This is a genomic window from Pseudomonas sp. KCJK8993, assembly GCF_046230915.1.
Classification (GTDB): domain Bacteria; phylum Pseudomonadota; class Gammaproteobacteria; order Pseudomonadales; family Pseudomonadaceae; genus Aquipseudomonas; species Aquipseudomonas piscis.
Genome location: NZ_JBJJLO010000032.1, coordinates 35,520 through 57,254 on the forward strand (window position 1 = coordinate 35,520; position 21,735 = coordinate 57,254).

The 21,735-nt window shown below is 65.5% G+C and carries 21 protein-coding genes and 1 pseudogene; 19 read left to right on the forward strand and 3 right to left on the reverse strand.

The annotated features are described in order from the left end of the window. Window position 1 precedes the first annotated feature (1 nt). Complete coding sequence (locus ACK6AU_RS12935; protein WP_185698728.1) at window positions 2-784, forward strand: thioesterase II family protein; 783 nt, start codon at window positions 2-4, stop codon at window positions 782-784. A gap of 5 nt (window positions 785-789) precedes the next feature. Here the strand turns inward: ACK6AU_RS12935 and ACK6AU_RS12940 are convergent, their stop codons facing one another. Then, window positions 790-1,425, reverse strand: a complete 636-nt coding sequence (locus ACK6AU_RS12940) for a TetR/AcrR family transcriptional regulator (RefSeq protein WP_185698729.1) — start codon at window positions 1,423-1,425, stop codon at window positions 790-792. A gap of 112 nt (window positions 1,426-1,537) precedes the next feature. Between ACK6AU_RS12940 and ACK6AU_RS12945 the strand changes: the two genes are divergently transcribed. The 7 genes and pseudogenes from ACK6AU_RS12945 to ACK6AU_RS12975 form a co-directional block, all read left to right on the forward strand. Continuing rightward, on the forward strand, window positions 1,538-2,551 hold the full coding sequence (locus tag ACK6AU_RS12945) for an HlyD family efflux transporter periplasmic adaptor subunit (protein ID WP_409299542.1): 1,014 nt from the start codon (window positions 1,538-1,540) through the stop codon (window positions 2,549-2,551). Continuing rightward, a complete protein-coding gene (locus ACK6AU_RS12950; RefSeq protein ID WP_185698731.1) occupies window positions 2,548-4,317 on the forward strand; it encodes an ATP-binding cassette domain-containing protein in 1,770 nt (589 codons plus the stop codon). Before ACK6AU_RS12945 ends, ACK6AU_RS12950 begins: the two co-directional genes overlap by 4 nt. Before the next feature lie 9 nt (window positions 4,318-4,326). Beyond that, window positions 4,327-5,469: an ABC transporter permease gene (locus tag ACK6AU_RS12955; RefSeq protein ID WP_185698732.1), complete on the forward strand. Its 1,143-nt coding sequence runs from the start codon at window positions 4,327-4,329 to the stop codon at window positions 5,467-5,469. Window positions 5,470-5,473: 4 nt separating this feature from the next. After that, window positions 5,474-6,592 (forward strand): ABC transporter permease, encoded by a 1,119-nt coding sequence (locus ACK6AU_RS12960; protein WP_185698733.1) that lies wholly within the window; start codon window positions 5,474-5,476, stop codon window positions 6,590-6,592. 21 nt (window positions 6,593-6,613) lie between these two features. Continuing rightward, window positions 6,614-8,110 carry an efflux transporter outer membrane subunit gene (locus ACK6AU_RS12965; protein ID WP_185698734.1) on the forward strand — a complete coding sequence of 499 codons (1,497 nt, stop codon included), beginning with the start codon at window positions 6,614-6,616 and terminating at the stop codon, window positions 8,108-8,110. Between the two features lie 71 nt (window positions 8,111-8,181). Then, window positions 8,182-8,781: a LysE family translocator gene (locus ACK6AU_RS12970; protein ID WP_185698735.1), complete on the forward strand. Its 600-nt coding sequence runs from the start codon at window positions 8,182-8,184 to the stop codon at window positions 8,779-8,781. A gap of 127 nt (window positions 8,782-8,908) precedes the next feature. Then, window positions 8,909-9,107, forward strand: a pseudogene (locus tag ACK6AU_RS12975) (hypothetical protein); the annotation flags it as partial. Window positions 9,108-9,141: 34 nt separating this feature from the next. Here the strand turns inward: ACK6AU_RS12975 and ACK6AU_RS12980 are convergent. Continuing rightward, complete coding sequence (locus tag ACK6AU_RS12980; RefSeq protein WP_409299543.1) at window positions 9,142-9,585, reverse strand: hypothetical protein; 444 nt, start codon at window positions 9,583-9,585, stop codon at window positions 9,142-9,144. Between the two features lie 804 nt (window positions 9,586-10,389). On the opposite strand from ACK6AU_RS12980, the gene ACK6AU_RS12985 reads away from it, so the two are divergent. The 11 genes from ACK6AU_RS12985 to ACK6AU_RS13035 all read left to right on the forward strand — a co-directional run bounded on the left by ACK6AU_RS12985 (window position 10,390) and on the right by ACK6AU_RS13035 (window position 21,323). Continuing rightward, window positions 10,390-10,992: a transposase gene (locus ACK6AU_RS12985; protein WP_409299549.1), complete on the forward strand. Its 603-nt coding sequence runs from the start codon at window positions 10,390-10,392 to the stop codon at window positions 10,990-10,992. 32 nt (window positions 10,993-11,024) lie between these two features. Further along, window positions 11,025-12,713: a ShlB/FhaC/HecB family hemolysin secretion/activation protein gene (locus ACK6AU_RS12990; RefSeq protein ID WP_260497958.1), complete on the forward strand. Its 1,689-nt coding sequence runs from the start codon at window positions 11,025-11,027 to the stop codon at window positions 12,711-12,713. A gap of 21 nt (window positions 12,714-12,734) precedes the next feature. Continuing rightward, complete coding sequence (locus ACK6AU_RS12995; RefSeq protein WP_185698738.1) at window positions 12,735-14,552, forward strand: DUF2341 domain-containing protein; 1,818 nt, start codon at window positions 12,735-12,737, stop codon at window positions 14,550-14,552. Between the two features lie 11 nt (window positions 14,553-14,563). Next, window positions 14,564-14,986, forward strand: coding sequence for a biopolymer transporter ExbD (locus ACK6AU_RS13000; RefSeq protein WP_185698739.1), 423 nt, complete (start codon window positions 14,564-14,566; stop codon window positions 14,984-14,986). A gap of 3 nt (window positions 14,987-14,989) precedes the next feature. Continuing rightward, complete coding sequence (locus ACK6AU_RS13005) at window positions 14,990-15,706, forward strand: energy transducer TonB (RefSeq protein ID WP_409299544.1); 717 nt, start codon at window positions 14,990-14,992, stop codon at window positions 15,704-15,706. Window positions 15,707-15,745: 39 nt separating this feature from the next. Continuing rightward, complete coding sequence (locus ACK6AU_RS13010) at window positions 15,746-17,452, forward strand: putative porin (protein WP_185698741.1); 1,707 nt, start codon at window positions 15,746-15,748, stop codon at window positions 17,450-17,452. A gap of 17 nt (window positions 17,453-17,469) precedes the next feature. Next, entirely contained in the window at window positions 17,470-18,117 is a 648-nt protein-coding gene (locus ACK6AU_RS13015) for a DNA repair protein (RefSeq protein WP_409299545.1), read from the forward strand. A gap of 19 nt (window positions 18,118-18,136) precedes the next feature. Continuing rightward, the gene (locus ACK6AU_RS13020; RefSeq protein WP_185698743.1) at window positions 18,137-18,637 is read left to right on the forward strand and encodes a YbjN domain-containing protein; all 501 of its coding nucleotides are present in this window, start codon (window positions 18,137-18,139) and stop codon (window positions 18,635-18,637) included. After that, a complete protein-coding gene (locus ACK6AU_RS13025; RefSeq protein WP_409299546.1) occupies window positions 18,634-19,593 on the forward strand; it encodes a peptidylprolyl isomerase in 960 nt (319 codons plus the stop codon). The genes ACK6AU_RS13020 and ACK6AU_RS13025 overlap by 4 nt, the downstream gene beginning before the upstream one ends. Window positions 19,594-19,763: 170 nt before the next feature. Beyond that, window positions 19,764-20,741, forward strand: coding sequence for a LysR family transcriptional regulator (locus tag ACK6AU_RS13030; RefSeq protein ID WP_185698745.1), 978 nt, complete (start codon window positions 19,764-19,766; stop codon window positions 20,739-20,741). A gap of 72 nt (window positions 20,742-20,813) precedes the next feature. Next, a complete protein-coding gene (locus ACK6AU_RS13035; RefSeq protein ID WP_409299547.1) occupies window positions 20,814-21,323 on the forward strand; it encodes a GNAT family N-acetyltransferase in 510 nt (169 codons plus the stop codon). Window positions 21,324-21,423: 100 nt separating this feature from the next. On the opposite strand, the gene ACK6AU_RS13040 is transcribed toward ACK6AU_RS13035, so the two are convergent. Next, on the reverse strand, window positions 21,424-21,735 hold a 312-nt coding region (locus ACK6AU_RS13040; RefSeq protein WP_409299548.1), incomplete at its 5' end, for an efflux RND transporter permease subunit.

The window sequence follows — 21,735 nt, forward strand, 5'->3', positions numbered from 1 at the left end:
CATGCGGACTGCGTCACGCCTGGACCAGGAGTTGTGGTTTCCCTATGCCAGCCGGCCACGGGGCAAGATGCGCCTGTTCACCTTCCCCTACGCCGGGAGCGGGGCATCGGTGTTCCATCGCTGGTTCCTGCCGCTGTACGACCAGGTCGACTTGTATGCGCTGCAACTGCCGGGACGGGAAGGGCGCAGCCGGGAAGCCCCTTATGTCGACCTGCAGGTCGCGGCCCAGGCCGTGGCTGATTGCCTGGAGCAGTTCAGCGACGATATCCCCTGCTGTTTCTTCGGGCACAGCATGGGGGCATTGCTGGCGTTCGCGGTCGCCAATGTGCAGCAGCAGCGCCGGCAGCGCCTGCCCTTGCAACTGGTGTTGTCAGGCATGGTCGCGCCCCATCTGCCGCAGCGGGTGGAACCCTTGCACCAACTGCCCGCGCAGCAGGCCATCGCAGTGCTGCAAGCCATGGGAGGCGTGCCAGCGGTGGTGCTGGCCGAGGAAGACCTGATGCAGATGTACTTGCCCATCATCCAGGCGGATATCGCGATGGTTCATTCCTATGGCCGTGCCCACCCCGGGCCGTTGGAGGTCGGCATCACGTGCCTGAGCGGCGCCCAGGACTTGATCGCTCCGCCCGAGCCCATGGGGCAATGGCGGGAGTACGCGGGCTGCGGTTTCGAGCAGTTCGTTTTTCCCGGTGGGCATTTCTTCCTCGATGGCCAGGTCATGTCCCGGGTGAAGGTTGTCCTGGGGGGCGCCCTGCACCAAGCGGCCGGCAGCCTGGTGAGTTGAGTGGCTCATGGGGCGATGGACGCCAGGCCGGATCGGGCGAACAGTTTGAGGTGCGTTTTCAGGGCGTGCGCATCGTGCCGCAGCACGGCCTGCAACGGACTGGCCTGCTGGCGGTCGATCACCGCCAGCATCAGGCACGGTGCAATGATGCTGATGACACAGCGGGCCAGCGCGGGATCGCCGGGAGCGAAGCCGGTGATCTGGCTGATGATGGCCTCCAGCAGGCGGAACTTGGGCATCACTTCCTCTTGGATGAGGCTGGAAAAATGAACCGTAGGCGACAGTATTTCCCGGGCGCAGACCTTGCTTTGCCAGCTTTGCTCATCCAGTACCCGGTCGACCAGGGTGTCGATGAACACATCGAGCTTGGCCTGTGCCGGTTCCTCGCTGTGGGCGATGCGCGCCAGGATCTCGACGTCGACCAACTGCTGGTGCCCCTGGATCAGCACCACTTTGTACAGTTCCTCGCGGCTGCCGAAGTGGTAGTTGATGGCGGCCAGGTCGGCGCCGGCTTCTTCGCAGATCAGCTTGCTCGCGGTGGCGGCATAGCCGTGCTGGGCGAACAGCCGGGCAGCCACCTCGAGGATGCGGATTCTGGTGTGTTCGCCGTCGCTTCTGCCGGCTCTGCGTCGAGTGCTCATGGGGTTCCTCATGGTCGGGCATAGGGGGTTGCTTCACGGCCAGTATCTGTTATTTTTCAATTTCAATTCAAATTGAATTTTAATTAGGCCTTGGCAAACAAAGGACTCATGGATGAAGAAGCAGTTGATTGCAGGGGTTGCCGTACTGCTGGCGGTAACGGCAGGGGTTTCCTGGTTTCTCCTCCAGCCCGGAGAGTCGGACGGGCGCCTCAAGCTCCATGGCAACGTCGACATCCGCCAGGTGTCCCTGGCGTTCGAAGGCAGTGAACGGATCGCGGCGCTGCATGCCGAGGAGGGCGACCTGGTGCAGGCCGGCCAGGTTCTGGCCGAGCTCGACACTCGCACGCTGCGTCTGGAGATTGCCCGCTCCAGGGCCCGGATCAATGCCCAGGAACAGGCATTGCTGCGCTTGAAGAATGGTACCCGGCCCCAGGAGGTCGAGCAGGCCCGGTCGCGGTTCGAGGCAGCCCAGGCCGAAGCACAATTGGCCCAGTTGGAACACCAACGCCTGCGGCGCATCGCCGACGACACCCAGGGCAAGGGCGTGAGCCAGCAGCGCCTGGATCAGGCGGCCGCTCGCTTGCGAGTGGCCAAGGCCCAGGTCCAGGAACAGCGTGAGTCCTGGACCCTGGCCAAGATCGGCCCACGGGACGAAGACATCGCCCAGGCAGCAGCCGACCTGCAGGTCTCCAGGGCCGATCTCGATCTGCTGGAACATGACCTCGCCCGGGCCCAGCTCAAGGCCCCGACCCAGGCCCGGATACGCACCCGCCTGCTCGAACCCGGCGACATGGCTTCCCCGGCGCGACCGGTATTCGCCCTGGCGCTGACCGATCCGAAATGGGTCCGCGCCTATGTCAACGAACGCCAGCTCGGCCAGGTCCGACCGGACCAGCCCGCGCGGGTGTTCACCGACAGTTTTCCCGACCAGGCCATCGACGGCCGGGTGGGCTACATCTCCTCGGTCGCCGAATTCACCCCGAAGTCGGTCGAGACCGAGGACCTGCGCACCAGCCTGGTCTACGAGATCCGGATATTGGTCAAGGACCCTGGCGATCGCTTGCGTCTGGGCATGCCGGCTACCGTCTACCTCGACCAGGCGCCGGGTGCCGAGGACACGCCATGAGCGCCGCGGTGGCTACGGTCCAGGCGTCCGAACTGGTCAAGCACTTCAAGGCCGGCGCCCGGCAACAGCTAGCCCTGGACCGGGTATCCCTGGAGGTTCCCAGTGGCCAGTTGAGTGCCCTGGTCGGTCCTGACGGCGCGGGAAAGACCACCTTGCTGCGGCTGATCGCCGGGTTGATGCAGGCCGACGCGGGCCAGTTGAGCGTGCTGGGCCTGGATGTCGGCGCGCAGCCACAGCAAGTGCAGGACCGCATCAGCTACATGCCTCAGAAATTCGGGCTCTATGAGGACCTGACCATCCAGGAGAACCTGGAACTGTATGCCGATCTGCACGGTGTCTGCGGTCCGGAGCGCGACCAGCGCTTTTCCCGGCTCTTGCACATGATGGACCTGGAGCGGTTCCGTGGACGCCTGGCCGGGCAGCTTTCCGGCGGCATGAAACAGAAACTGGGGTTGGCTTGCACTCTGGTGCGCTCCCCACAACTGTTGCTGCTCGATGAGCCGACGGTAGGGGTGGACCCGCTGTCGCGCCGGGAGCTGTGGAGCATCATCGAGCAGTTGATCGAGCAGGAGAACCTGACGGTGCTGATCAGTACCGCCTACATGGACGAGGCCCAGCGCTGCGCCCAGGTCTTCGTGTTGTACCAGGGCCAAATGATCGCCCAGGGGCCACCCGCACAGCTGTGCCAGCTGGCGCAAGGCATGTGCTATGGCGTTGCACCGCCCAACGGTACCCCCGCCAGGGCGTTGCAGGCCGGCCTGCTCGATGATCGCGAGCACGTGGTCGATGCGGTGCCGGAAGGTGGCCAGGTGCGCTTCATCCGCAGCGCCCAGGCGGAGTTGGCGCAGATCGAGTCCCTGGCCGGCCTGGCGGCGCCCCAGGCCCTGGCGGCGCGCCTGGAGGATGGTTTCATGGTGCTGCTCAGGCAGCAGGCCAAGGAAACCGTCGCGGTCGATGGGACGCAACAGCCAGCGGCCAACGACAGCCAGGAAAAGGCCGCCCTACAGCGTCCGGTGGTCATAGAGGTGCGCGACCTGGTGCGCAAGTTCGGCGATTTCACGGCAGTCGCAAGCACCTCGTTCCAAGTCCTGAAGGGCGAGATTTTCGGCTTGCTCGGTCCCAACGGGGCGGGCAAGACCACCACCTTCCGCATGCTCTGCGGCTTGCTCCCGGCTTCCAGTGGCTACCTGGAGGTGGCCGGGGTCAACCTGCGCACCGCGCGGGCCGCGGCACGCCGTCGCATCGGCTACGTGTCGCAGAAGTTCGCCCTGTACGCCAACCTGTCGGCCGTGGAGAACCTGCGTTTCTTCGGCGGCGCCTATGGCCTGCATGGTGCCCGGCTACGGGCCAGGATGGCGCAGATGCTCGAGCAGTTCGAACTGGGCGAACAACAACATGTGCGCAGCGGCGAGCTGCCAGGTGGCTACAAGCAGCGCCTGGCCATGGCGGTCGCCTTGTTGCACGAGCCGGAAATCCTGTTTCTCGACGAGCCCACCAGCGGCATCGATCCCCTGGCCCGGCGGGCTTTCTGGCGACGGATCACCGCCTTGGCGGCAAGCGGCACGACGATCGTCATCACCACCCATTTCATGGAAGAGGCCGAGTATTGCGACCGCATCGTGATTCAGGATGCCGGGCGCTTGCTGGCCCTGGGCACCCCGGAACAAGTCCGTCACCAGGACAACCAGGCACTGGACGACATGAACAGTGCATTCATCGCCGTCGTCGAGCGTGCCCGGGCCCAAGCCCGGGCCGCGGCGCACTAAGGAGCCAGTATGTCCGACTTCAATGGCGCGGGATCGGGTATGCGGCGCAGGCTGCTGGCACTGACCAGGAAGGAGTTCCGCCAGTTGCTGCGGGACAAGAGCAACATGGCCATCGGTGTGATCCTGCCCATCGTGCTGATCCTGATATTTGGCTACGGCTTGTCGCTGGATATCCGCAACACGCCCTTGGCAGTGGTCCTGGAAGACAGCTCGCCCACGGCCAGGGATGTGGTGGCCAAGCTGGAGAGCTCGACCTACTTCTCGGTCACCCGGGTCACCAGCATGGTCGAGGCACAGGCACTGATGGACAAGCGTCGGGTCGATGGCATCGTTCGGGTTCCGGCCGATTTCTCCAGGCGGCTCGAACGGCATGACGCTCGCTTGCAGTTGTTGCTGCATGGCGCCGATGCCAACAGCGCGGCGACCCTCGGGCGTTATGTCAGGGGGGCGCTGGCGGTCTGGCAGCAGCAGTACCTGGAACGCACCAGGCAGGCGCCACCCTCGGGACGGGTGCTGGTGGTGGAGCGGATGTGGTTCAACGCCGCCAACAGCAGCACCTGGTATCTGGTTCCGGGGCTGATCGCCCTGATCATGACGCTGGTGGGAGCCTTCCTGACGTCCCTGGTGCTGGCCAGGGAATGGGAGCGGGGCACCCTCGAGTCGTTGTTCGTCACCCCGGTCAAGTCGATCGAGATCCTGCTGGCCAAGATCATTCCGTATTTCGTGGTGGGACTCCTGGGGTTGGTGATGTGCCTGGTCTCCGCGCGGCTGTTGTTCCAGGTGCCGATCCAGGGATCGCTGTTGCTCCTGCTGTTCAGTTCCATGCTGTACCTGCTGGTGACCCTGGGCATCGGCCTGCTGATTTCGGCCAAGACCCGCAACCAGTTCCTGGCCAGCCAGATCGCGATCATCTTCAGCTTCCTGCCGGCGTTGATGCTCTCGGGGTTCCTGTTCGACCTGCGCAATGTGCCGACCTTCATCCGCATGGTCGGTTCGATCCTGCCGGCGACCTATTTCATGGAGTTGGTGAAGACCTTGTTCCTGGCCGGCAACAACTGGGCGCTGGTGGCGAAGAACCTGGCGATCCTCGCGGTCTATGCGGTGTTCCTGTTGAACGCAGCACGCCTGTGCACGCGCAAGAAGGTGGGGTGAGCCAATGGACAAGCTGATGAACTTCCTCCGCGAGCTGTTGTTCCTGATCCAGAAGGAGATCCTGGCCATCGTCAAGGACCCGGCCAACCGGGTGATCCTGATCGCTCCGGCGATCGTCCAGTCCCTGCTCTTCGGTTATGGCGCGACCTACGACCTGAACTACGTGCCATACGCGGTGCTGGACCAGAGCCAGGGGCGTGCCTCGCGGGAACTGATCGCGCGTTTCGATGCTTCCGGGGTCTTTGCCCGGGCGGCGACGCTGACCAGCGTCGGCGAGATCGCCCCGGCCATCGATAGTGGCGAGGCGCTGCTGGTGTTGCACATCCCCGTGGACTTCGACGAGCGCCTGGCGCGCCAGGACAATGCCGGCCTGCAGCTGGTGCTGGATGGGCGCAACTCCACGACCGCCGGGATGGCGGCCGGGCACATCGCCAACCTGGTGGGTGATTTCAACCAGCAGTTCCTGGGGGCCGCCAACGCTCCCGTACGCCTGGAAACACGTGCCTGGTTCAACCCCAACTTGCAGACCCGCTGGAACATCGTGCCTGGCCTGATCGCCGCCTTGAGCATGATCCAGACCCTGATGCTGGCGGCGCTCTCGGTGGCCAGGGAACGTGAGCAAGGCACCTTCGACCAACTGCTGGTCACGCCACTCACCCCCTTTGTGATCTTGCTGGGCAAGGCGTTGCCTTCGGTGCTGATCGGCTTGCTGCAATCGAGCCTGATCCTGCTGGTCGGGCTGTTCTGGTTCGAGATCCCCATGATCGGCTCCGTGCTGGACCTGTACCTGGGGTTGTTCGTGTTCACCAGCGCCTGCGTGGGGATCGGCCTGTCCATATCTGCTCTCTCGGCCAACATGCAGCAGGCCATGGTGTACACCTTCGTGTTGATGATGCCGCTGATCCTGCTGTCCGGGCTGATCACCCCGGTGCATAGCATGCCCCAGGCCTTGCAATGGCTGACTTACCTCGACCCGCTGCGCTTCGCCATCGACCTGGTCAGGAGGATCTACCTGGAAGGGGCGAGCCTGGCCGATGTCTCGGCGAACCTGGTGCCCATGTTCGCCGTGGCGCTGGTGACCCTGCCACTGGCCGCCTGGCTGTTTCGCAATCGATTGGTTTGAATTGGCTGGATAAGGAACGTCATGAAAACGATTCATTCTGCATATCTGCTCAATGGGCTGGCGGCGGCCCTGCTGATGGCTGTCTCGGCCTGCACCGTCGGTCCTGACTTCAAGGCGCCCCAGGTGCAAAGCCCTGATCGGTGGACGGACTGGCACAGTGGACCGGCGTTGCCGGCAGCACCTGGAGCGCCATCCGTGACCGCCGCCCAAGGCAGCCACGGCAATTGGTGGCAGGTGTTTGGCGACCCGGTCCTGGACCGCCTGCAGGCCCGGGTGCGGGAGGACAACCCGGACCTGCATACCGCCTTGCTGCGGTTTGCCCAGGTCCGGTTGCAGCGCCAGATCGTCGCATCCCTGGAGACGCCCGAGGTGTCTTTCTCCGGCGCGGCCTCCAGGAATCGGCAAAGCCGGTATGCCCCGAACAATCGCATGCTCGAAGCCCTGGGCGGCGACCGCCAGACCCTGGAAAAGGCCCTGACCGATCCCTACAGCCTGTACCAGGCCGGGTTCGACGTTTCCTGGGAGCTGGATATCTGGGGGCGGGTGTCGCGCCTTGGCGAAGCCGCCGAGGCCGAGGTCGATAGCGCTGCCGCGACCCTGGACGATGTACTGCTCAGCGTCTCCAGCGAACTGGCGAGAAACTACATCGAGGTGCGTACCGCGCAGCGCCAGACCAGCCTGCTGGAGCAGGAAGCGAAGATCCTCGCCGAGCACCTGCAAGTGGTGACGGTGCAGGCCCGTGAAGGCGAGGAGGACGGTTTTGCGGTGGAGCGCCAGGAGGCGCGACTGGCAAATTTGAACGCCCAGATACCCGGCTGGAAGGCACGACAGACCCAGGCGGCCAACCGCATCGCCGTATTGCTGGGCGAGCGTCCCGGTGCTCTGGACGCTTTGCTGGCCGGCTCACCCGGGCCGGCTCCTGGCAACTCATTGCCGGATTTGCGGCTGGGGCTGCCGGCCGAGCTGGCTCGCGAGCGTCCGGATATTCGCGCCGCGCAAGCCAGGTTGCACCAGGCCACGGCCGGCATCGGAGTAGCCGAGGCAGAACTCTATCCCAGCGTGATGCTGGGGGCCGACTTCGGCTTCGAATCCTATAAAGGCGGCAAGTTTGCCGACTGGAGCAGCCGAAGCTGGTCGGTGGGGCCGCGCCTGGACCTGCCGCTGTTCGACCGCGGGCGACGCAGCAAGACCGTGGTCCTGCGCAAGCTCGAACAGCAGGAGGCGGCCGTGGCGTTTCACCAGACCGTGCTGGCGGCATGGCAGGAGGTGGACGATGCCCTGAGCCGCTACCACAACGAGTACCGGCGTGTGGCACACCTCAAGGACAGCTACGACAGCAAGGCTCGCGCCTACGAGTGGACCCGTGCCAGGCACGCCGCCGGGGATGCCAGTTACCTGGACCAACTCGATGCCCAGCGTTCCCTGCTCGAGGCCCAGCGCGACCTGGTCGATAGCGACAGCCAGCTCCGGACGCACCTGATCAGCCTCTACAAATCCGTGGGTGGGCGCTCCACCTGACCGGTGGCAACGCAGTAGCCGCATTTCCTCGAACAAGAACGACTTTCCTGACGGAATAGGAAAACATACCAATGGACGACCTCTACAAGATCGCGCTGTTCTCATCCCTGATACTGATAGTGCCAGGCCCCTCGAATACCTTGCTGCTGGCTTCGGGCTTCAAGTTCGGTGTGTGGCGCTCCTTGCCCCTGGTGCTGATCGAGATGCTCGGCTACACCGTCTCGATCTGTACCTGGGGCTGGGGGCTGGCGTTGTTGTCCCAGGACCATCCGTGGCTGATCCACTTGATCAAGCTGGCCTGTGCCTGCTACATCGCGGCGCTGGCCCTGAAGACCTGGAAGACCTCGACCCGTGGCGCCCATCAGGTCGAGCGCTTCGACAATTGGCCGCGCCACTTGCTGATCGCCACCGTGCTCAATCCCAAGGGGCTGATCTTTGCCAGCGTGATTTTCCCGGCCACTTCGTTTGCCAACGTGGGGAGTTTCGTTCCTTCATTGGGCGCATTCTTCCTGGCGCTGGCACCCATCGCCTTGCTCTGGGTTTCCCTCGGTGCCGGCATTCGCGCGCAATACCTGGGCCGGGTATCGGGCCCGTTGTTTTCCAGGGGCACGGCCATCGTCCTGGCGCTGTTCTCGGCCACGCTGACCTACACCGTCGTGCGTGCGGTGTAGGCCGTAGGCCGGTGCCAGGCCACTGTAGAAGCATGGGGTTGCCGGTATGGAACCGCTCACTTTCGAGCGAGGCTTGAGCACTTGCTTCTTGGTGGCCGAGGCCGGGCCCCCTATCAAGGGGCAATGAATGTCGCTGATTTCGCAACGTGTCGAACTGGCCCGCCAGGGCGCCAATGACCAGGTGATTGGCCGGATGCCTTCGGGCTCGTTCATGGGGGGATGCGCAGTTCCTGGCGGACTACTGCCTGCTGTTGCCGGTGGTGCCTAGCCTGGAAGATCTCGACAGCCAGGCCCGGGCCGCCTACCTGCTGGACATGGCCCGCCTGTTGCAAACGACCAGCTAAGGTTCGCGCCGGCAGGTCAGTGCGCTGAGTGTCGGTGATCGACGGGAAACGCCAGGCCGGTGATGGTCACTGTGCTCTTCGCGACGAGGACGCTGGCGATCTCGTTGATGACCAGCGCCAGTGCGCTGGTGTTGGGGAACAGTGCATGCAGCAGGTCGAAGTAGAGGTAGTCCTTGATCAGCCCGGCTGCCAGCTGCGGCTGGTTCGCCAGCAGGTCTTCGAACTTCGGGTAGCCCAGTCGCTGCAAGTGCACGATGTCGGCAAAACCCTGGGCCAGGTCATCGTCCCGGCACTGGCTGATGAACCCGTCGGCGCATTGGATAAAGCCCTGGGCCAGCTCCCCAGGGGCTATCAGCAGCTCAAAGGGGGTTGTCTCCAGGGATGTGGCTTCGCCGAAACCCAGGCTCCGATAGCCGACCCGCCGCGGCTCGACGCGCTTGCCTGCCGAAATGAACTTCATGGGGTGGTTCCGTTTCCTGCGCGGGGATGGATGGTCGTGGTGATTTTCCAGCGGGGCTTACCGGTCGCTGTTGTCGGCAACGTAATACAGCATTTAGCCGGAATGGACCATTGATCCTGTCGTCACTGCCTGGTCGAAACACACTGATCGGCAAACCCGTAGCCTGCAAGGTCCAGGTCCGGCAAAACCGGCCAGCCTCGAGACGGTCATTCCGTCGCTCTGCGTATGCTCGCCAAACAGCCGGGCGAGGTCAGGCAGGTCGAGGCTCCAGGCGCCCGTGTCCGTGATAATTGAGCATTTCCCGCATGGCCGGACAGAGCTGTTCTTGTGAAGCCATTTGCCAGAATGTTTTTTCCCCCAACAGTGACTCGAAGCCTTCGATCAACGCCTGGGCTGCGTTGTGGTGGCTCGTGCCTGCCTTTGTGCTCCGCCTGACCCACCACTCCGGGCTTGCAAACGGCTGTAGCCGCTGTCGAGCCTGCGAGGCTGCGACCGGTCGTGCAGGGGCCGTGGAACCTCGACCCACCTGACCCACTGCCAGGGTGCCCGCTGCGCGGTCATGCGCAGCCTGCGGCAGCGGCTACACGGGGCTGCGACCCACCGCGCAGCGGCCGCAGGCCCCCGACCCACCGCGCCACCTGGCGGACGGCTTCAGGCTGCTGCCCAGCTTGTGAATGAAGCTTTTATGACAAAAGTTCGGTAGCCCATCGCCACGCACGTCTTGGGTATGTAACGCGCTTGAGGGGGCCGCCAGGCCACTTTTCTAAGCCGAGGCGGGACGCCGGGAGTGAGGCTATGGGGACTATGGAACGCTACTCGAAAGTGGGCATGCAGGAGCTGGACCAGCGGTTGTCGAAGATCGTCGAGGCGGCGCGCAAGAAGCCGGTCTCGGTCTATCGCTATGGGGCGCCGTGGGTCTGGATCGTCTCCCAGGATGACTGGCAGGGCGCCTTGAAGGAGGTGTCCAGCTACATCCCGCCAGGGCATTCGCTGGTGCTGCTGCGCCCGCAGATCGAAGAGCTGTTGGACCGCCATGCCGAGTTGTTCGAGACCCTCAATGCCGAGGCCGGCCTGTGCATCGCCCCACGCACGGTGATGCACATCCTGTTGCTGCAGCTTTTGTACTCGGTGCCCAGCGAACAGCAGCTCTACGAACAGCTGAACTACAACCTGCTGTTCCGCTGGTTCGTCGGCCTGGGCCTGAACCAGAAGGTCTGGAGCTTCAGTGTCCTGAGCCGCGATATCGCCGCGCTGTTGAACAACCCTCGGGCGGTGCACCTGATCCACCAGATCATCGGTGAAGTGTTCTGCAAAGCCTTGCTGCAGATGCCGGAGTTCTCGCTGAACTTCGCGCTGCTGCATACCTGGCTGGCACGTCACGACAACACTTCGATCACCAGCAATTGAATCGGCCAAACGCTGTGCAGACGGCGACGGCAATGCGCGTGCGCGCGCCAATTTTCAGACTTCTAGGGGGCGGTGTGGAGTATTCGGGCAAATCAGGACGACCGGGCAGTAGCGGGCGCTGGTGGCCGTTGTGCGGCTGGTTGGCATGGCTGGCGCTGGCGCCGGCGGTGCAGGCCGAGGAGGGCGGCCAGGGGCCGGCCGAACCTGCGCAGGAGGCCCAGGCCCCGGCGCGCCTGGTGGACGTCAACGAGTACTTCGTGCGCGGCAATACCGTGCTCGACGCCCGGGCCATCGAAGAGGCGGTGTATCCGTTCCTCGGGCCGCAGAAGGCCCTGAGCGACATCGAGGGCGCCCGCGATGCGCTGCAGAAGGTCTACCAGGCCCGCGGCTACCAGTCGGTGTATGTCGAGTTGCCGGAGCAGAAGGTCGAGGACGGCATCGTCTACCTGCAAGTCAGCGAGACCAGGGTCGGCCGGGTGCGCGTGGTGGGCGCCAAGCACTACTCGCCAGTGGAGATCCGCGAGCAGGTGCCGGCGCTGCAAGAGGGCCAGGTGCCGGACTTCGCCACGGTGCAGGACCAGCTGGCGGGGCTCAATCGCGGTGCTGGGCGCCAGGTCATGCCCCTGGTGCGCGAAGGCCAGCGGCCGGGAACCATGGATGTGGACCTGCAGGTGGAAGACAAGAATCCCTGGCGCGCCAGCATCGGCCTGAACAACGACTACAGCGCCGATACCGAGAAGCTGCGCACCGTGGCCAGTGTCGGCTACGACAACCTCTGGCAACTGGGCCACAGCGTTTCCCTGACCTTCTTCACTGCGCCCCAGGACACCTCCAACGCCAAGGTCTGGTCCGCTTCCTATACCGCTCCCCTGAGCGATCGCTGGAGCTTGCAGTTCTCCGGCTACCAGTCCGACAGCAACATCGCCACCATCGGCGGCAGCAACGTGCTGGGCAAGGGCCATTCCTACGGGGTCGCGGCGATCTATGCCTTGCCGGCCAGCGCCAACTGGGCCAACTCGCTGTCGGCGGGCGTGGACTTCAAGGACTTCGATGAAGAGATGCGCTTTGGCCGCAGCAGCGACCAGATCCCGCTCAAGTACGCCCCGCTGACCTTCGGCTACAACGGCTACCGCTACAGCGAGAAGTCGCAATTGAGCCTGGGCCTGAACCTGGTGATCGGTACCCGGCGTTTCTTCGGTTATGGCAGTGACGCCCGCGAGTTCCACTACAAGCGTGACGAAGCCAGCGCCAGCTTCTCGGTGCTCAAGGGCGACGCCAGCTTCACCTACACCTTCGCCAACGACTGGCAATCGGCGTCCAAGACCGCGTTCCAGCTGGCCTCGGGCCCGCTGGTCTCCAACGAACAGTACTCCGCCGGTGGCGCCACCTCGGTGCGTGGCTACCTGGCCGCCGAGCGCACCGGCGACGAAGGTTGGTTGTTCTCCCAGGAACTGCGCACGCCGTCCCTGGCCAAGTTCCTCGGCAGCTACGTGCAGGAGTGGCGCTTCTACGCCTTCGCCGAAGGGGCGCGCCTGAGCCTGCATGAGCCACTGCCCGAGCAGGAAGACCAATACAGCCTGGCCAGCGTCGGCCTGGGCACCCGCGCCAGCTTGAGCAAGTGGCTGTCCGGCAGCCTGGACTGGGGCTACCCCCTCAAGGACGGCCCCAACACTCAGAAATACGACCCGCGCCTGCACTTCAGTGTGCAAGCCACGTTCTGACTTTTTACGGAGAACCCTTCCATGCAACGCTTATTCCTGAGCCTGTTGATCTGCCTGGGCTTCGTGCTCCCGGCCACGGCCCATGCCTGGTGGCAGGACGACTGGCATTACCGCAAGCAGATCAGTGTCGATACCACGCCCCAGGGGGCGGCCATCAACGAGGCCCTGGGCCGTACCGCGCTGCTGGTACGCCTGCATACCGGCAACTTCACCTTCGACGGGGTCAAGGAAGACGGCTCCGACCTGCGCTTCGTCGCCGCCGATGACAAGACCGTGCTCAACCACCAGATCGAGAGCTTCGACCCCCTGATGGGCATGGCGCTGATCTGGGTCGACGTGCCCAAGGTCGAAGGTGGCCAGCGCCAGGACATCTGGATGTACTACGGCAACCAGAAGGCCCCGGCCACCGCCAACGGCCAGCTGACTTTCGATCCCAGCTACACCGCCATCTACCATTTCGAGGGTGGCAACGGCATCCCGGCCAAGGACACCACCGCCTATGGCAACACCGCGCAGGGTGCCACCGGGGCGAGTATCGACGGCGTGATCGGCCGTGCCCTGCAGTTCAGTGGCCAGCCATTGCTGCTGCCGGCCAGCCCCTCGCTGCAGCACAATGCCGGCGGCGCCTTCACCTTCAGCGCCTGGGTCCGCCTGGACCAGGCCAGTGGCGAACAGCTGCTGCTGGCCCGGCGCGAAGGCGCCGGCAGCTTGCTGGTCGGGGTCAACCAGGGCATGCCGTTCGTGGAAGTGGACGGCCAGCGCGCCGTATCCACCCAGCCCTTGAATCCGGGGCAATGGCAGCACCTGGCCCTGAGCGGCGAGGGCAGCCGCCTGGCGCTGTACGTCAATGGCCGGGAAACCGCGAGCCTGGCCCAGGCCATCCCGTCGTTCAATTCGCCGCTGGCCATCGGCGCCGACCTGCCGGCCGCGGCAGGGGCCGAGGCCAGCCATTTCCTGCCGTTCACCGGAGCCATGGACGAGCTGCGCCTGTCCAAGGTGGCACGTCCCGCGGCGCTGCTTTTGGCCGATGCCAGCGCCCAGGGCGCCGAGTCGAAACTGGTGGCCTACGGTGTCGATGAAGAGCAGTCGGGCTTCGGCTTCGGCAGCCTGGGCTTCTTGCTCAAGGCGGTGCCGGTGGACGCCTGGGTGATCATCCTGGTGCTGGTGGCGATGATGATCCAGTCGTGGGTGATCATGCTGCGCAAGAACCGCATGGTCAGCCGGGTCAGCGCCGCCAATACGCTGTTTCGCGAGCAGTTCGCCAAGGTCGGCACCCGTCTTGAGATGTTCGCCGATGACCAGGCCCTGGCCGTGCGCCTGGAGCACTCCTCGCTGTGGCGCCTGTACCTGGTGGCGGTCAAGGAGATCCGCACCCGCCGCGAGCAGGGCGCCGATACCTCGTCGGTGTCGGCGGCCACCATCGAAGCCATCCGCTGCTCCATGGACGGGGTGCGCACTCGCGAGAACCAGCAGCTGAGCGCCAGGCTCTCGACCCTGTCCAACGCCATCGCCGGCGGTCCCTACATCGGCCTGTTGGGCACGGTGCTGGGGATCATGGTGGTGTTCCTCGGCACCGCCATGGCCGGCGACGTCAACATCAACGCCATCGCCCCGGGCATGGCCGCGGCCTTGCTGGCCACCGCCATGGGCCTGTTCGTCGCGATCCCGGCACTGTTCGGCTACAACCGCCTGATCACCCGCAACAAGGAAGTGGGGGCCGACATGCGGGTGTTCGTCGACGAGTTCATCACCCGCCTGGCGGAGCTGCACGGCGAGAGCCAGCAGCATGAGAACGCCCACTGGCGGGTCAGCCACAGCAACGCATCGATCCCGGCCTGAGGAGAACTGCCATGGCTTCCGTGAACGCCTCCCATGACGACGAAGACGATGCCGCCGTCGACAGCATCAACATCACGCCCCTGGTGGACGTGCTGATGGTGGTGCTGGTGATGTTCATCCTCACCGCCACCGCCCAGGTCTCGGGCATCCAGATCCACCTGCCCAAGGCCAGCGCCTCGGTGTCGTTGTCGCAGGCCAAGACCAAGGCCATCTCGGTGAACGACGGCGGCCAGGTGTTCCTCGATGCCTACCCGGTGACCCTGGGCGAGCTGGAAGAGCGCCTGCGCATCGAGAAGGCGCAGAACCCGGACTTCCCGATCATCGTCCGCGGCGACGCCACGGTGCAGTACCAGAAGGTGATCGAGGTCCTCGACCTGTTGCGCCGCCTGGAGCTGTCCCAGGTCGGGCTGGTCACCGGCAAACCCCAGGGCTGAGTCATGACCGCACAACAACCTATCCAGCTGCCACCGGTTCAGCAAAAGCCGAAAAGCATACGCCTGCTCAAGTGGGGCCTCGGGCTGCTGCTGGCCGGCGTCGCCGCCTGGCTGCTGTGGCAGTGGGCCAACGACATGGCCGGGGTGCGCCGGGAAGCGCCGAAGGTGCCGACCATCATCCCGTTGCCGCCGCCACCACCGCCACCTCCACCGCCGCCGGAAAAGCCCAAGGAGCCGGAACCGGTGGAGGAAAAGGTGCCGGAGCCCGAACCCACGCCGACTCCCGAGGAGGTCAAGCCCGAGGAAGAGGCGCCGCCATCGCCGGCGGACGACCTGGCCAACCCGATGCAGATCGATGGCGACGCCCAGGCCGGCGGCGACGCGTTCAACATCGGCGCCGGCAAGGGCGGCGGCATGGCCGGCTCCGGTGGCGGCGGCCTGGGCACCGGGACCTACAAGCAATACCTGGCGGCGACCTTCCAGCGCGCGCTGCGCGAGGACCCGGAGCTGCGCAAGAAGGCCTATTCGCTGCAGGTGGACCTGTGGCTGGGTGCTGACGGCCAGGTCACCCGGGTGCTGCTGGCCCACTCCAGCGGCGATGCCCAGACCGACGAACAGGTGCTGGCGGCGCTGCGGGCCACGCCGCGCCTGAAGGAGCGCATGCCGGCTTCCCTGACCTTGCCTGTGCGCCTGTCCCTCAAGGGCCGGCGCCCGAATTGATCGAACCCCTTTTGCAGTTTCTACAGGAGTTGTGTGCAGATGATTTCCACCCTGAATCGATTGACCCTGGCGCTCGGCATGGTCGCCCTGGGCCTGGCCGGCCAGGCCACGGCCGCGGCGGCCGCGCCTTCGGAGAACGCCACGATCAACCTGATCCGTTTGTTGGTGCAGCAGGGGGTTCTGAAGCAGGAACAGGCCGACGGCCTGATCGCCCAGGCCGAGAAGGAGGCCCAGCAGGCTCGCCAGGCCAACGCCGCGGTGGCTGCGGTGGCCGCCGGCGGACCTGCGGCCGCGCCGGGGGACGTGCGGGTGCAATACGTCCCGGCCATCGTCCGTGACCAGATCCGCGACCAGGTCAAGGCCGAGGTCATGGCCACCGCCAAGCAGGAGAACTGGGCCCAGCCCAACACCTTCCCGGACTGGGTCTCGCGCATCACCTTCGATGGCGACATTCGCCTGCGCAACGAGTCGCGGTTCTTCGCCGACAACAACAGCAACGAGATCGTCGACTACGCCAAGCTCAACGACAGCGGCCCCTACGACGTCAACAAGGACACCAACAGCAAGCTGCCGCCGCTGCTCAATACCCGCGAGGACCGCGACAACCTGTTCCGCCTGCGGGCGCGCCTGGGGATGAAGGCGGTGATCTCGCCGGAATGGACCGCGGGCATCCGCATCGGCACCGGCTCGGACAACAACCCGGTGTCCACCACCCAGACCCTGGGCGGCGGCTTCGGCAAGAAGGACATCTGGCTCGACCAGGGCTACCTGACCTGGAAGGCCACCCAGGACCTGACCCTGACCGGCGGACGGATCGCCAACCCGTTCTATTCCACCGACATGCTGTACTCCAACGACCTGAACTTCGACGGCGTGGCGGCAATCTTCAACCACAAGCTCGACAGCGACTGGGGGCTGTTCGGCACGGTCGGCGCCTTCCCGGTGGAGTACACCAACGACACGTCCACCAGCAACGGCTTCGACAAGAACGAAAGCGACACCAAGTGGCTGTTCGGCGGGCAGATCGGCGCCCACTGGAAGATCAACCGCAGCAACAGCCTCAAGGGCGCCTTGGCCTACTACCGCTTCGACGATATCGAAGGCCAGCGCTCCAGCCCTTGCACGCCCTGGGCCGGCGCCCCGGGCTGCGATACCGACGGCTCGCGGGTGGCCTTCATGCAGAAGGGCAACAGCGTGTTCCTGTTGCGCAACATCGCGCCCAACCCGGCCACTCCCGGCCTGACCCCGCAACCGCAATACGTGGGCCTGGCCTCGAAGTTCGACGTGCTGGACCTGAACCTGGCCTGGGATACCGAGCTGCCGGATGACCTGCGCCTGCGCACCCAGGGCAACTACATCCGCAACCTGGCCTACGACAAGGCCGAGATGCTCAAGCGCAGCGAAGGCCAGATCGTCAACAACATCAACCGCAATGGCGAGTTCGAGAGCGGCGCCAATGCGCTGATGCTGCAGTTCACCCTGGGTAATGCCCTGGAAATGAAGAAGGCCGGCGACTGGAACCTGCTGGCCGGCTACAAGTACATCCAGCCCGACGCCTTGCCCGACGGCTTCAACGACTCTTCGTTCCACCTGGGCGGGACCAACGCCAAGGGCTACTTCCTGGGTGGCAACTACGGCATCGACAAGAACATCTATGCCACGGCCCGCTACATGAGCGCCTCGGAAGTCTACGGGCCGCGTTATGAAGTCGACGTCATGCAGCTTGAACTCAATACGCGCTTCTAAGCGCAGGGAGGAAGGTTATGAACAGCCGGACGAGGGCAGGGGCCGTGGGCCTGTTGCTGGCCTGGGGCGCGCTGGCCAGCGCGCCCGCCGCCGCCGAAGGCATGGAAGAGCGCCTGCGCACCCAGTTGCGCAGCACTACCCAGCAGTTGCAGGCCTTGCAGAGCGAGCAGGCCCAGGCCGCCGCCGCGCGGCTGGCGGCGGAAAACGCGGCCAAGGAGGCCCTGGCCCAGGTCAAGCAGCTCACCGCCGAACTGGCCAGGAGCCGTGGCGTGGCCGAGCAACTGGCCGGCCAGCAGCAGAACCTGCAGAGCCAGGCCCAGGCCCAGGCTGCCGCCAACAGCGAGCAACTGGGCAAGTTCAAGAAAGCCTACGACGAGCTGCTGGTGCTGGCCCGGGGCAAGGAGGCCGAGCGGGTCAAGCTGCAGGCGCAATTGAACGAACGTGACACACAAGTGCAGCAATGCGCAGTCAAGAATCAACGGATGTACGGCGTCGCCAAGGAAATCCTCACGGCCTACGAGAAGATCGACGTGGCCGAGGTGGTCAAGATCCGCCAGCCTTTCGCAGGTAGTGCTAGGGTCAAGTTCGAGGAACTGGCCCAGGGTTTCGGCGATGACCTGTACCAGACTCAGTTCGACGCCCCACGGGCGGCGAGCGCTCATTGATTACCAGGGAAGAACAGACATGACACAAGCCACCTTGATCACCAGCGTCACCACCGACAGCCTGACCGACCTGCTGCAAGGCGCCGGTTACCGGGTCAACCACACCGAACAGAACGGTATCGTGCAGTTGCTCAGCGCCAGCCAGGGCATCGGCTATGCCGTGCGCTTCGGCAACCCGGCGGCAGAGGCCGGGCACTACGTGGACTTCACCTACAGCTGTGCGTTGCGCGTCCAAGGCGAGTTGCCGGCCGGCCTGGCGGAGCTGTGGAACGCCTCGCGGCGCTTCGCCCGGCTGTCGTTGCAGGGTGAATTCCTGGTGATGGAAATGGACGTGGTGGTGGCTGGGGTCAGCGATACCCACCTGCGCAGCCAGCTGGAGTTGTGGGACCGCCTGCTCCAGGAGTTCATCGTCTACCTGCGTGAGTACAGCCAGCAGGCCGCCCAACTGCAGGCCCAAGCCCAGGTCGAGCCAGCCGGCACGCCGCAGGCCAGTGGCGCGGCAGAGGCGGTGGTCCTGTGAAGAAGCCGACCCTGGTGGTCGGTGCCGGGGCGCTGACCCTGCTGGGCCTGGCCCTGGGGCTGGCCTTGCGTCCGGGCAGCGATCCGGTGGCGGCCCAGCAGCCGGCCCCGGCGGCGCTGCAGCAGCAACTGGCGAATACCCCGGCGGTGGCGCGCCTGGGTAACCAGCAGGTGGCGGTGGCGGAGCTCCAGGCGCTGTTCGCCAGCCTGCCGGAGGAGGCCCGGGCTCAACTGCGCGGCAATCGCCCGGCCCTGGAGACCTGGATCCGTTCGCGCCTGGCACAGAAGGCGGTGCTCGAGCAGGCCGATGCCCAGGGCTGGCGCCAACGCCCGGAAGTGGAGCAGCAAACCCGCGCTGCCACCGAGCAGATCGTCTTTCGCGACTACATGCAGTCGGTCAGCCAGGTGCCGGCGGATTACCCCAGCGCCGCCGAACTGCAACAGGCCTACGACAGCGGCAAGTCGGCCTGGCTGACCCCGCCGTTGTATCGGGTCAGCCAGGTCTTCCTGGCGGTGCCCGAGCCCCAGGCGCTGGAGCAGGTGCGGCGCCAGGCCCAGGAGATCGCCAGGAAGGCCCAGGCCGCGCCCGATGAGTTCGCCGCCCTGGCTGCGCAGTATTCCCAGGACCCGGACAGTGCCCGGCACGGGGGCGACTCGGGCTTGCAGCCCCTGCAGCAGTTGGTGCCCCAGGTGCGCGACGCCGTGGCCCGGCTCAAGGTCGGCGCGGTATCGGAGGTGGTGCAGAGCGCGGCGGGTTTCCATGTGCTCAAGCTGACCGAGCTGCAACCGGCGCGTACCGCCAGCCTGGACGAGGTGCGTGAGCGCCTGGTCCAGGCCCTGCGGGCCCAGCGCCAGGAGCAGATCGCCAAGGCCTATCTGGAGGGCATGCTCAACACCGCGACGCTGAGTATCGATGGCGCGGCGCTCAACCAGGCATTGGAGGAAAAGACTCAGTAACCGGCCCGCGTGGAGCGGGGCCAGGGGCTGGCGCCGTCTCGCGGGGCGTCGTGGCCCGGTCCACGCGGTTTCAGGGCAGGGCAGGAAGTGGGGCGTGCCGTCACGGCCTGCTTGCTGCCAACACCGGCGCAAGCCAAGGACGCAACACTCAACAAGACAGGGAGTCACCGATGTCATTTCTCGAACCTGCTCCACTCCAGGGCGTTGTTCCCTACAGTGTTCCCCAGGAACCCCGGGAAGCCTGGCTGGCCCTGGCGGCCGGGATCGATCCGCAGGTCGCCCAGTATTTCCTGGTGAGCGCCCGTTGTGGTTGCTTCATGCAGGCCGCCCGCAGCCTGAACATCAAGGCCACCTTGCTGCGCAAGCAACTGGCCCTGCTGGAAGAGCACCTGCGGCGTGCGTTGTTCTGCTACCAGGGCAACGCCTTGAGCCTGAGCCGCGAAGGCCTGCAATTGCAGGCCCAGTTGATCGCCCTGGCCCACCAGCGGCGCCTGCCGGTGATCGAGCAGCCGCTGATTCGCCTGGCGGTGGCCGAGACCCTCCTGCATGACATCTTGGGGCGCGACCTGATTGCCCTGTTGCGGCGCAACGCCAGTGCGCGCCTGGAAATCATCTCCATCGACAGCGACCTGTCGCTGCAGGCCCTGAGCGCTGACCTGGTGCTGTGGCTGGGGGCCGCCGACTCGCCCTTGCCGGGGCCCAGCTTCGCCATCCGTGAACCCATGCCCCTGGCGCGCATCGACTACCTGCCGCACATCGCCAAGCGCTACTCCCGGGTCGCGGCGCGTCCCGACAGCGTCGATGACCTGGCCGACTACATGCTGGTGCAGTGGCAACACGACCGGCAGATCGAACCTTTCCGCCCCTGGAACAGCCTGGTGGATTCGCGGCTGGCCGGGGTGGTGCACGTGCATTCCTATGAGCTGATGCTGGAGATGATCCGCTGCAGCGCCTGCATCGGCTTGCTGCCGCGGTACATCAGCCGCTTCGACCGGGGCCTGACCGCCTTGCCCGGGCTGTTCGGCGAAAGCATGCCGCGCCGCGCCTGGCTGGCGATGAACGCCCAGGTGCAGCACGAGGCCGAGGTCCAGCAACTGGTGGACCTGATCCTGCATGCCTTCACCGAGCGCGAGGACTGGTTTGCCTGAGGGAGATTCTCGTCATGGCCGGGACCGGCGTTTTACACTCGATGGCCACTCCAACGACAAGGACGCCCCGCCATGCCCAGTTCTCCCGCGACCATCGTCATCGAGCGTTTCAGCGAGGTTCACCTCGATGGCTTGACCGCGCTCTACAGTGAACCGACGGTGGCCAGCCAGACCCTGCAGATGCCTTACCCGTCCCGCGAGCTGTGGCGCAAGCGCCTCGGGCTGGACAACGAGCGGCTGGTGGCCCTGGTGGCCCTGCACCAGGGCGTGGTGATCGGCAATTGCAACCTGGAGCAGATCGGGCGGGTCCGGCGCTCCCATTGCGCGAGCTTTGGCATGGGGGTGGCGCGGGCCTGGCAGGGCCAGGGCATCGGCAGCCGCCTGCTGGCGGCGGTGCTGGAGGTGGCGGACAACTGGATGAACCTGCGTCGGGTCGAGCTGACGGTGTACGCCGACAACCTGGCGGCCATCGGCCTGTACCGCAAGTTCGGTTTCGAGACCGAGGGCCAGTTGCGCGACTACGCGGTACGTGACGGCCGCTACGTCGATGCGCTGGCCATGGCGCGCCTGCGCGATCTGTAGCCGCTGCCGAACCTGCGAGGCCGCGACCGGGCGCGTAGCGGCCGTGGAACCGCGATCGGCCCGGTACACCGCTGGCGCCCGCTGCGCGCTCGGGTAGCGGTTAGCGCGAGCTGCGCTTGACCAGTTTCATCACCACCACGAAGAACACCGGGACGAAGATCACCGCCAGGGTCGCGGTGATCATCCCGCCGATCACCCCGGTGCCGATCGCCTGCTGGCTGGCGGAGCTGGCGCCGCTGGCGATGGCCAGGGGCACCACGCCGAGGATGAACGCCAGGGACGTCATGACGATCGGCCGCAGGCGCAAGCGACAGGCCTCCAGCGCTGCGTCCAGCAAGTCCACGCACTCGCCGTCCCGGCCCCTGGCGAACTCGAAGAACCCGTTCGCCTTGTTCCCCCCCCAGCCACAGGA

Bases quoted from the DNA above. Each gene is read 5' to 3' on its own strand.
- ACK6AU_RS12935 (WP_185698728.1), top strand. From the start codon at position 2: ATGCGGACTGCGTCACGCCTGGACCAGGAGTTGTGGTTTCCCTATGCC.
- ACK6AU_RS12940 (WP_185698729.1), bottom strand. From the start codon at position 1,425: ATGAGCACTCGACGCAGAGCCGGCAGAAGCGACGGCGAACACACCAGA.
- ACK6AU_RS12945 (WP_409299542.1), top strand. From the start codon at position 1,538: ATGAAGAAGCAGTTGATTGCAGGGGTTGCCGTACTGCTGGCGGTAACG.
- ACK6AU_RS12950 (WP_185698731.1), top strand. From the start codon at position 2,548: ATGAGCGCCGCGGTGGCTACGGTCCAGGCGTCCGAACTGGTCAAGCAC.
- ACK6AU_RS12955 (WP_185698732.1), top strand. From the start codon at position 4,327: ATGTCCGACTTCAATGGCGCGGGATCGGGTATGCGGCGCAGGCTGCTG.
- ACK6AU_RS12960 (WP_185698733.1), top strand. From the start codon at position 5,474: ATGGACAAGCTGATGAACTTCCTCCGCGAGCTGTTGTTCCTGATCCAG.
- ACK6AU_RS12965 (WP_185698734.1), top strand. From the start codon at position 6,614: ATGAAAACGATTCATTCTGCATATCTGCTCAATGGGCTGGCGGCGGCC.
- ACK6AU_RS12970 (WP_185698735.1), top strand. From the start codon at position 8,182: ATGGACGACCTCTACAAGATCGCGCTGTTCTCATCCCTGATACTGATA.
- ACK6AU_RS12980 (WP_409299543.1), bottom strand. From the start codon at position 9,585: ATGAAGTTCATTTCGGCAGGCAAGCGCGTCGAGCCGCGGCGGGTCGGC.
- ACK6AU_RS12985 (WP_409299549.1), top strand. From the start codon at position 10,390: ATGGAACGCTACTCGAAAGTGGGCATGCAGGAGCTGGACCAGCGGTTG.
- ACK6AU_RS12990 (WP_260497958.1), top strand. From the start codon at position 11,025: ATGCGCGTGCGCGCGCCAATTTTCAGACTTCTAGGGGGCGGTGTGGAG.
- ACK6AU_RS12995 (WP_185698738.1), top strand. From the start codon at position 12,735: ATGCAACGCTTATTCCTGAGCCTGTTGATCTGCCTGGGCTTCGTGCTC.
- ACK6AU_RS13000 (WP_185698739.1), top strand. From the start codon at position 14,564: ATGGCTTCCGTGAACGCCTCCCATGACGACGAAGACGATGCCGCCGTC.
- ACK6AU_RS13005 (WP_409299544.1), top strand. From the start codon at position 14,990: ATGACCGCACAACAACCTATCCAGCTGCCACCGGTTCAGCAAAAGCCG.
- ACK6AU_RS13010 (WP_185698741.1), top strand. From the start codon at position 15,746: ATGATTTCCACCCTGAATCGATTGACCCTGGCGCTCGGCATGGTCGCC.
- ACK6AU_RS13015 (WP_409299545.1), top strand. From the start codon at position 17,470: ATGAACAGCCGGACGAGGGCAGGGGCCGTGGGCCTGTTGCTGGCCTGG.
- ACK6AU_RS13020 (WP_185698743.1), top strand. From the start codon at position 18,137: ATGACACAAGCCACCTTGATCACCAGCGTCACCACCGACAGCCTGACC.
- ACK6AU_RS13030 (WP_185698745.1), top strand. From the start codon at position 19,764: ATGTCATTTCTCGAACCTGCTCCACTCCAGGGCGTTGTTCCCTACAGT.
- ACK6AU_RS13035 (WP_409299547.1), top strand. From the start codon at position 20,814: ATGCCCAGTTCTCCCGCGACCATCGTCATCGAGCGTTTCAGCGAGGTT.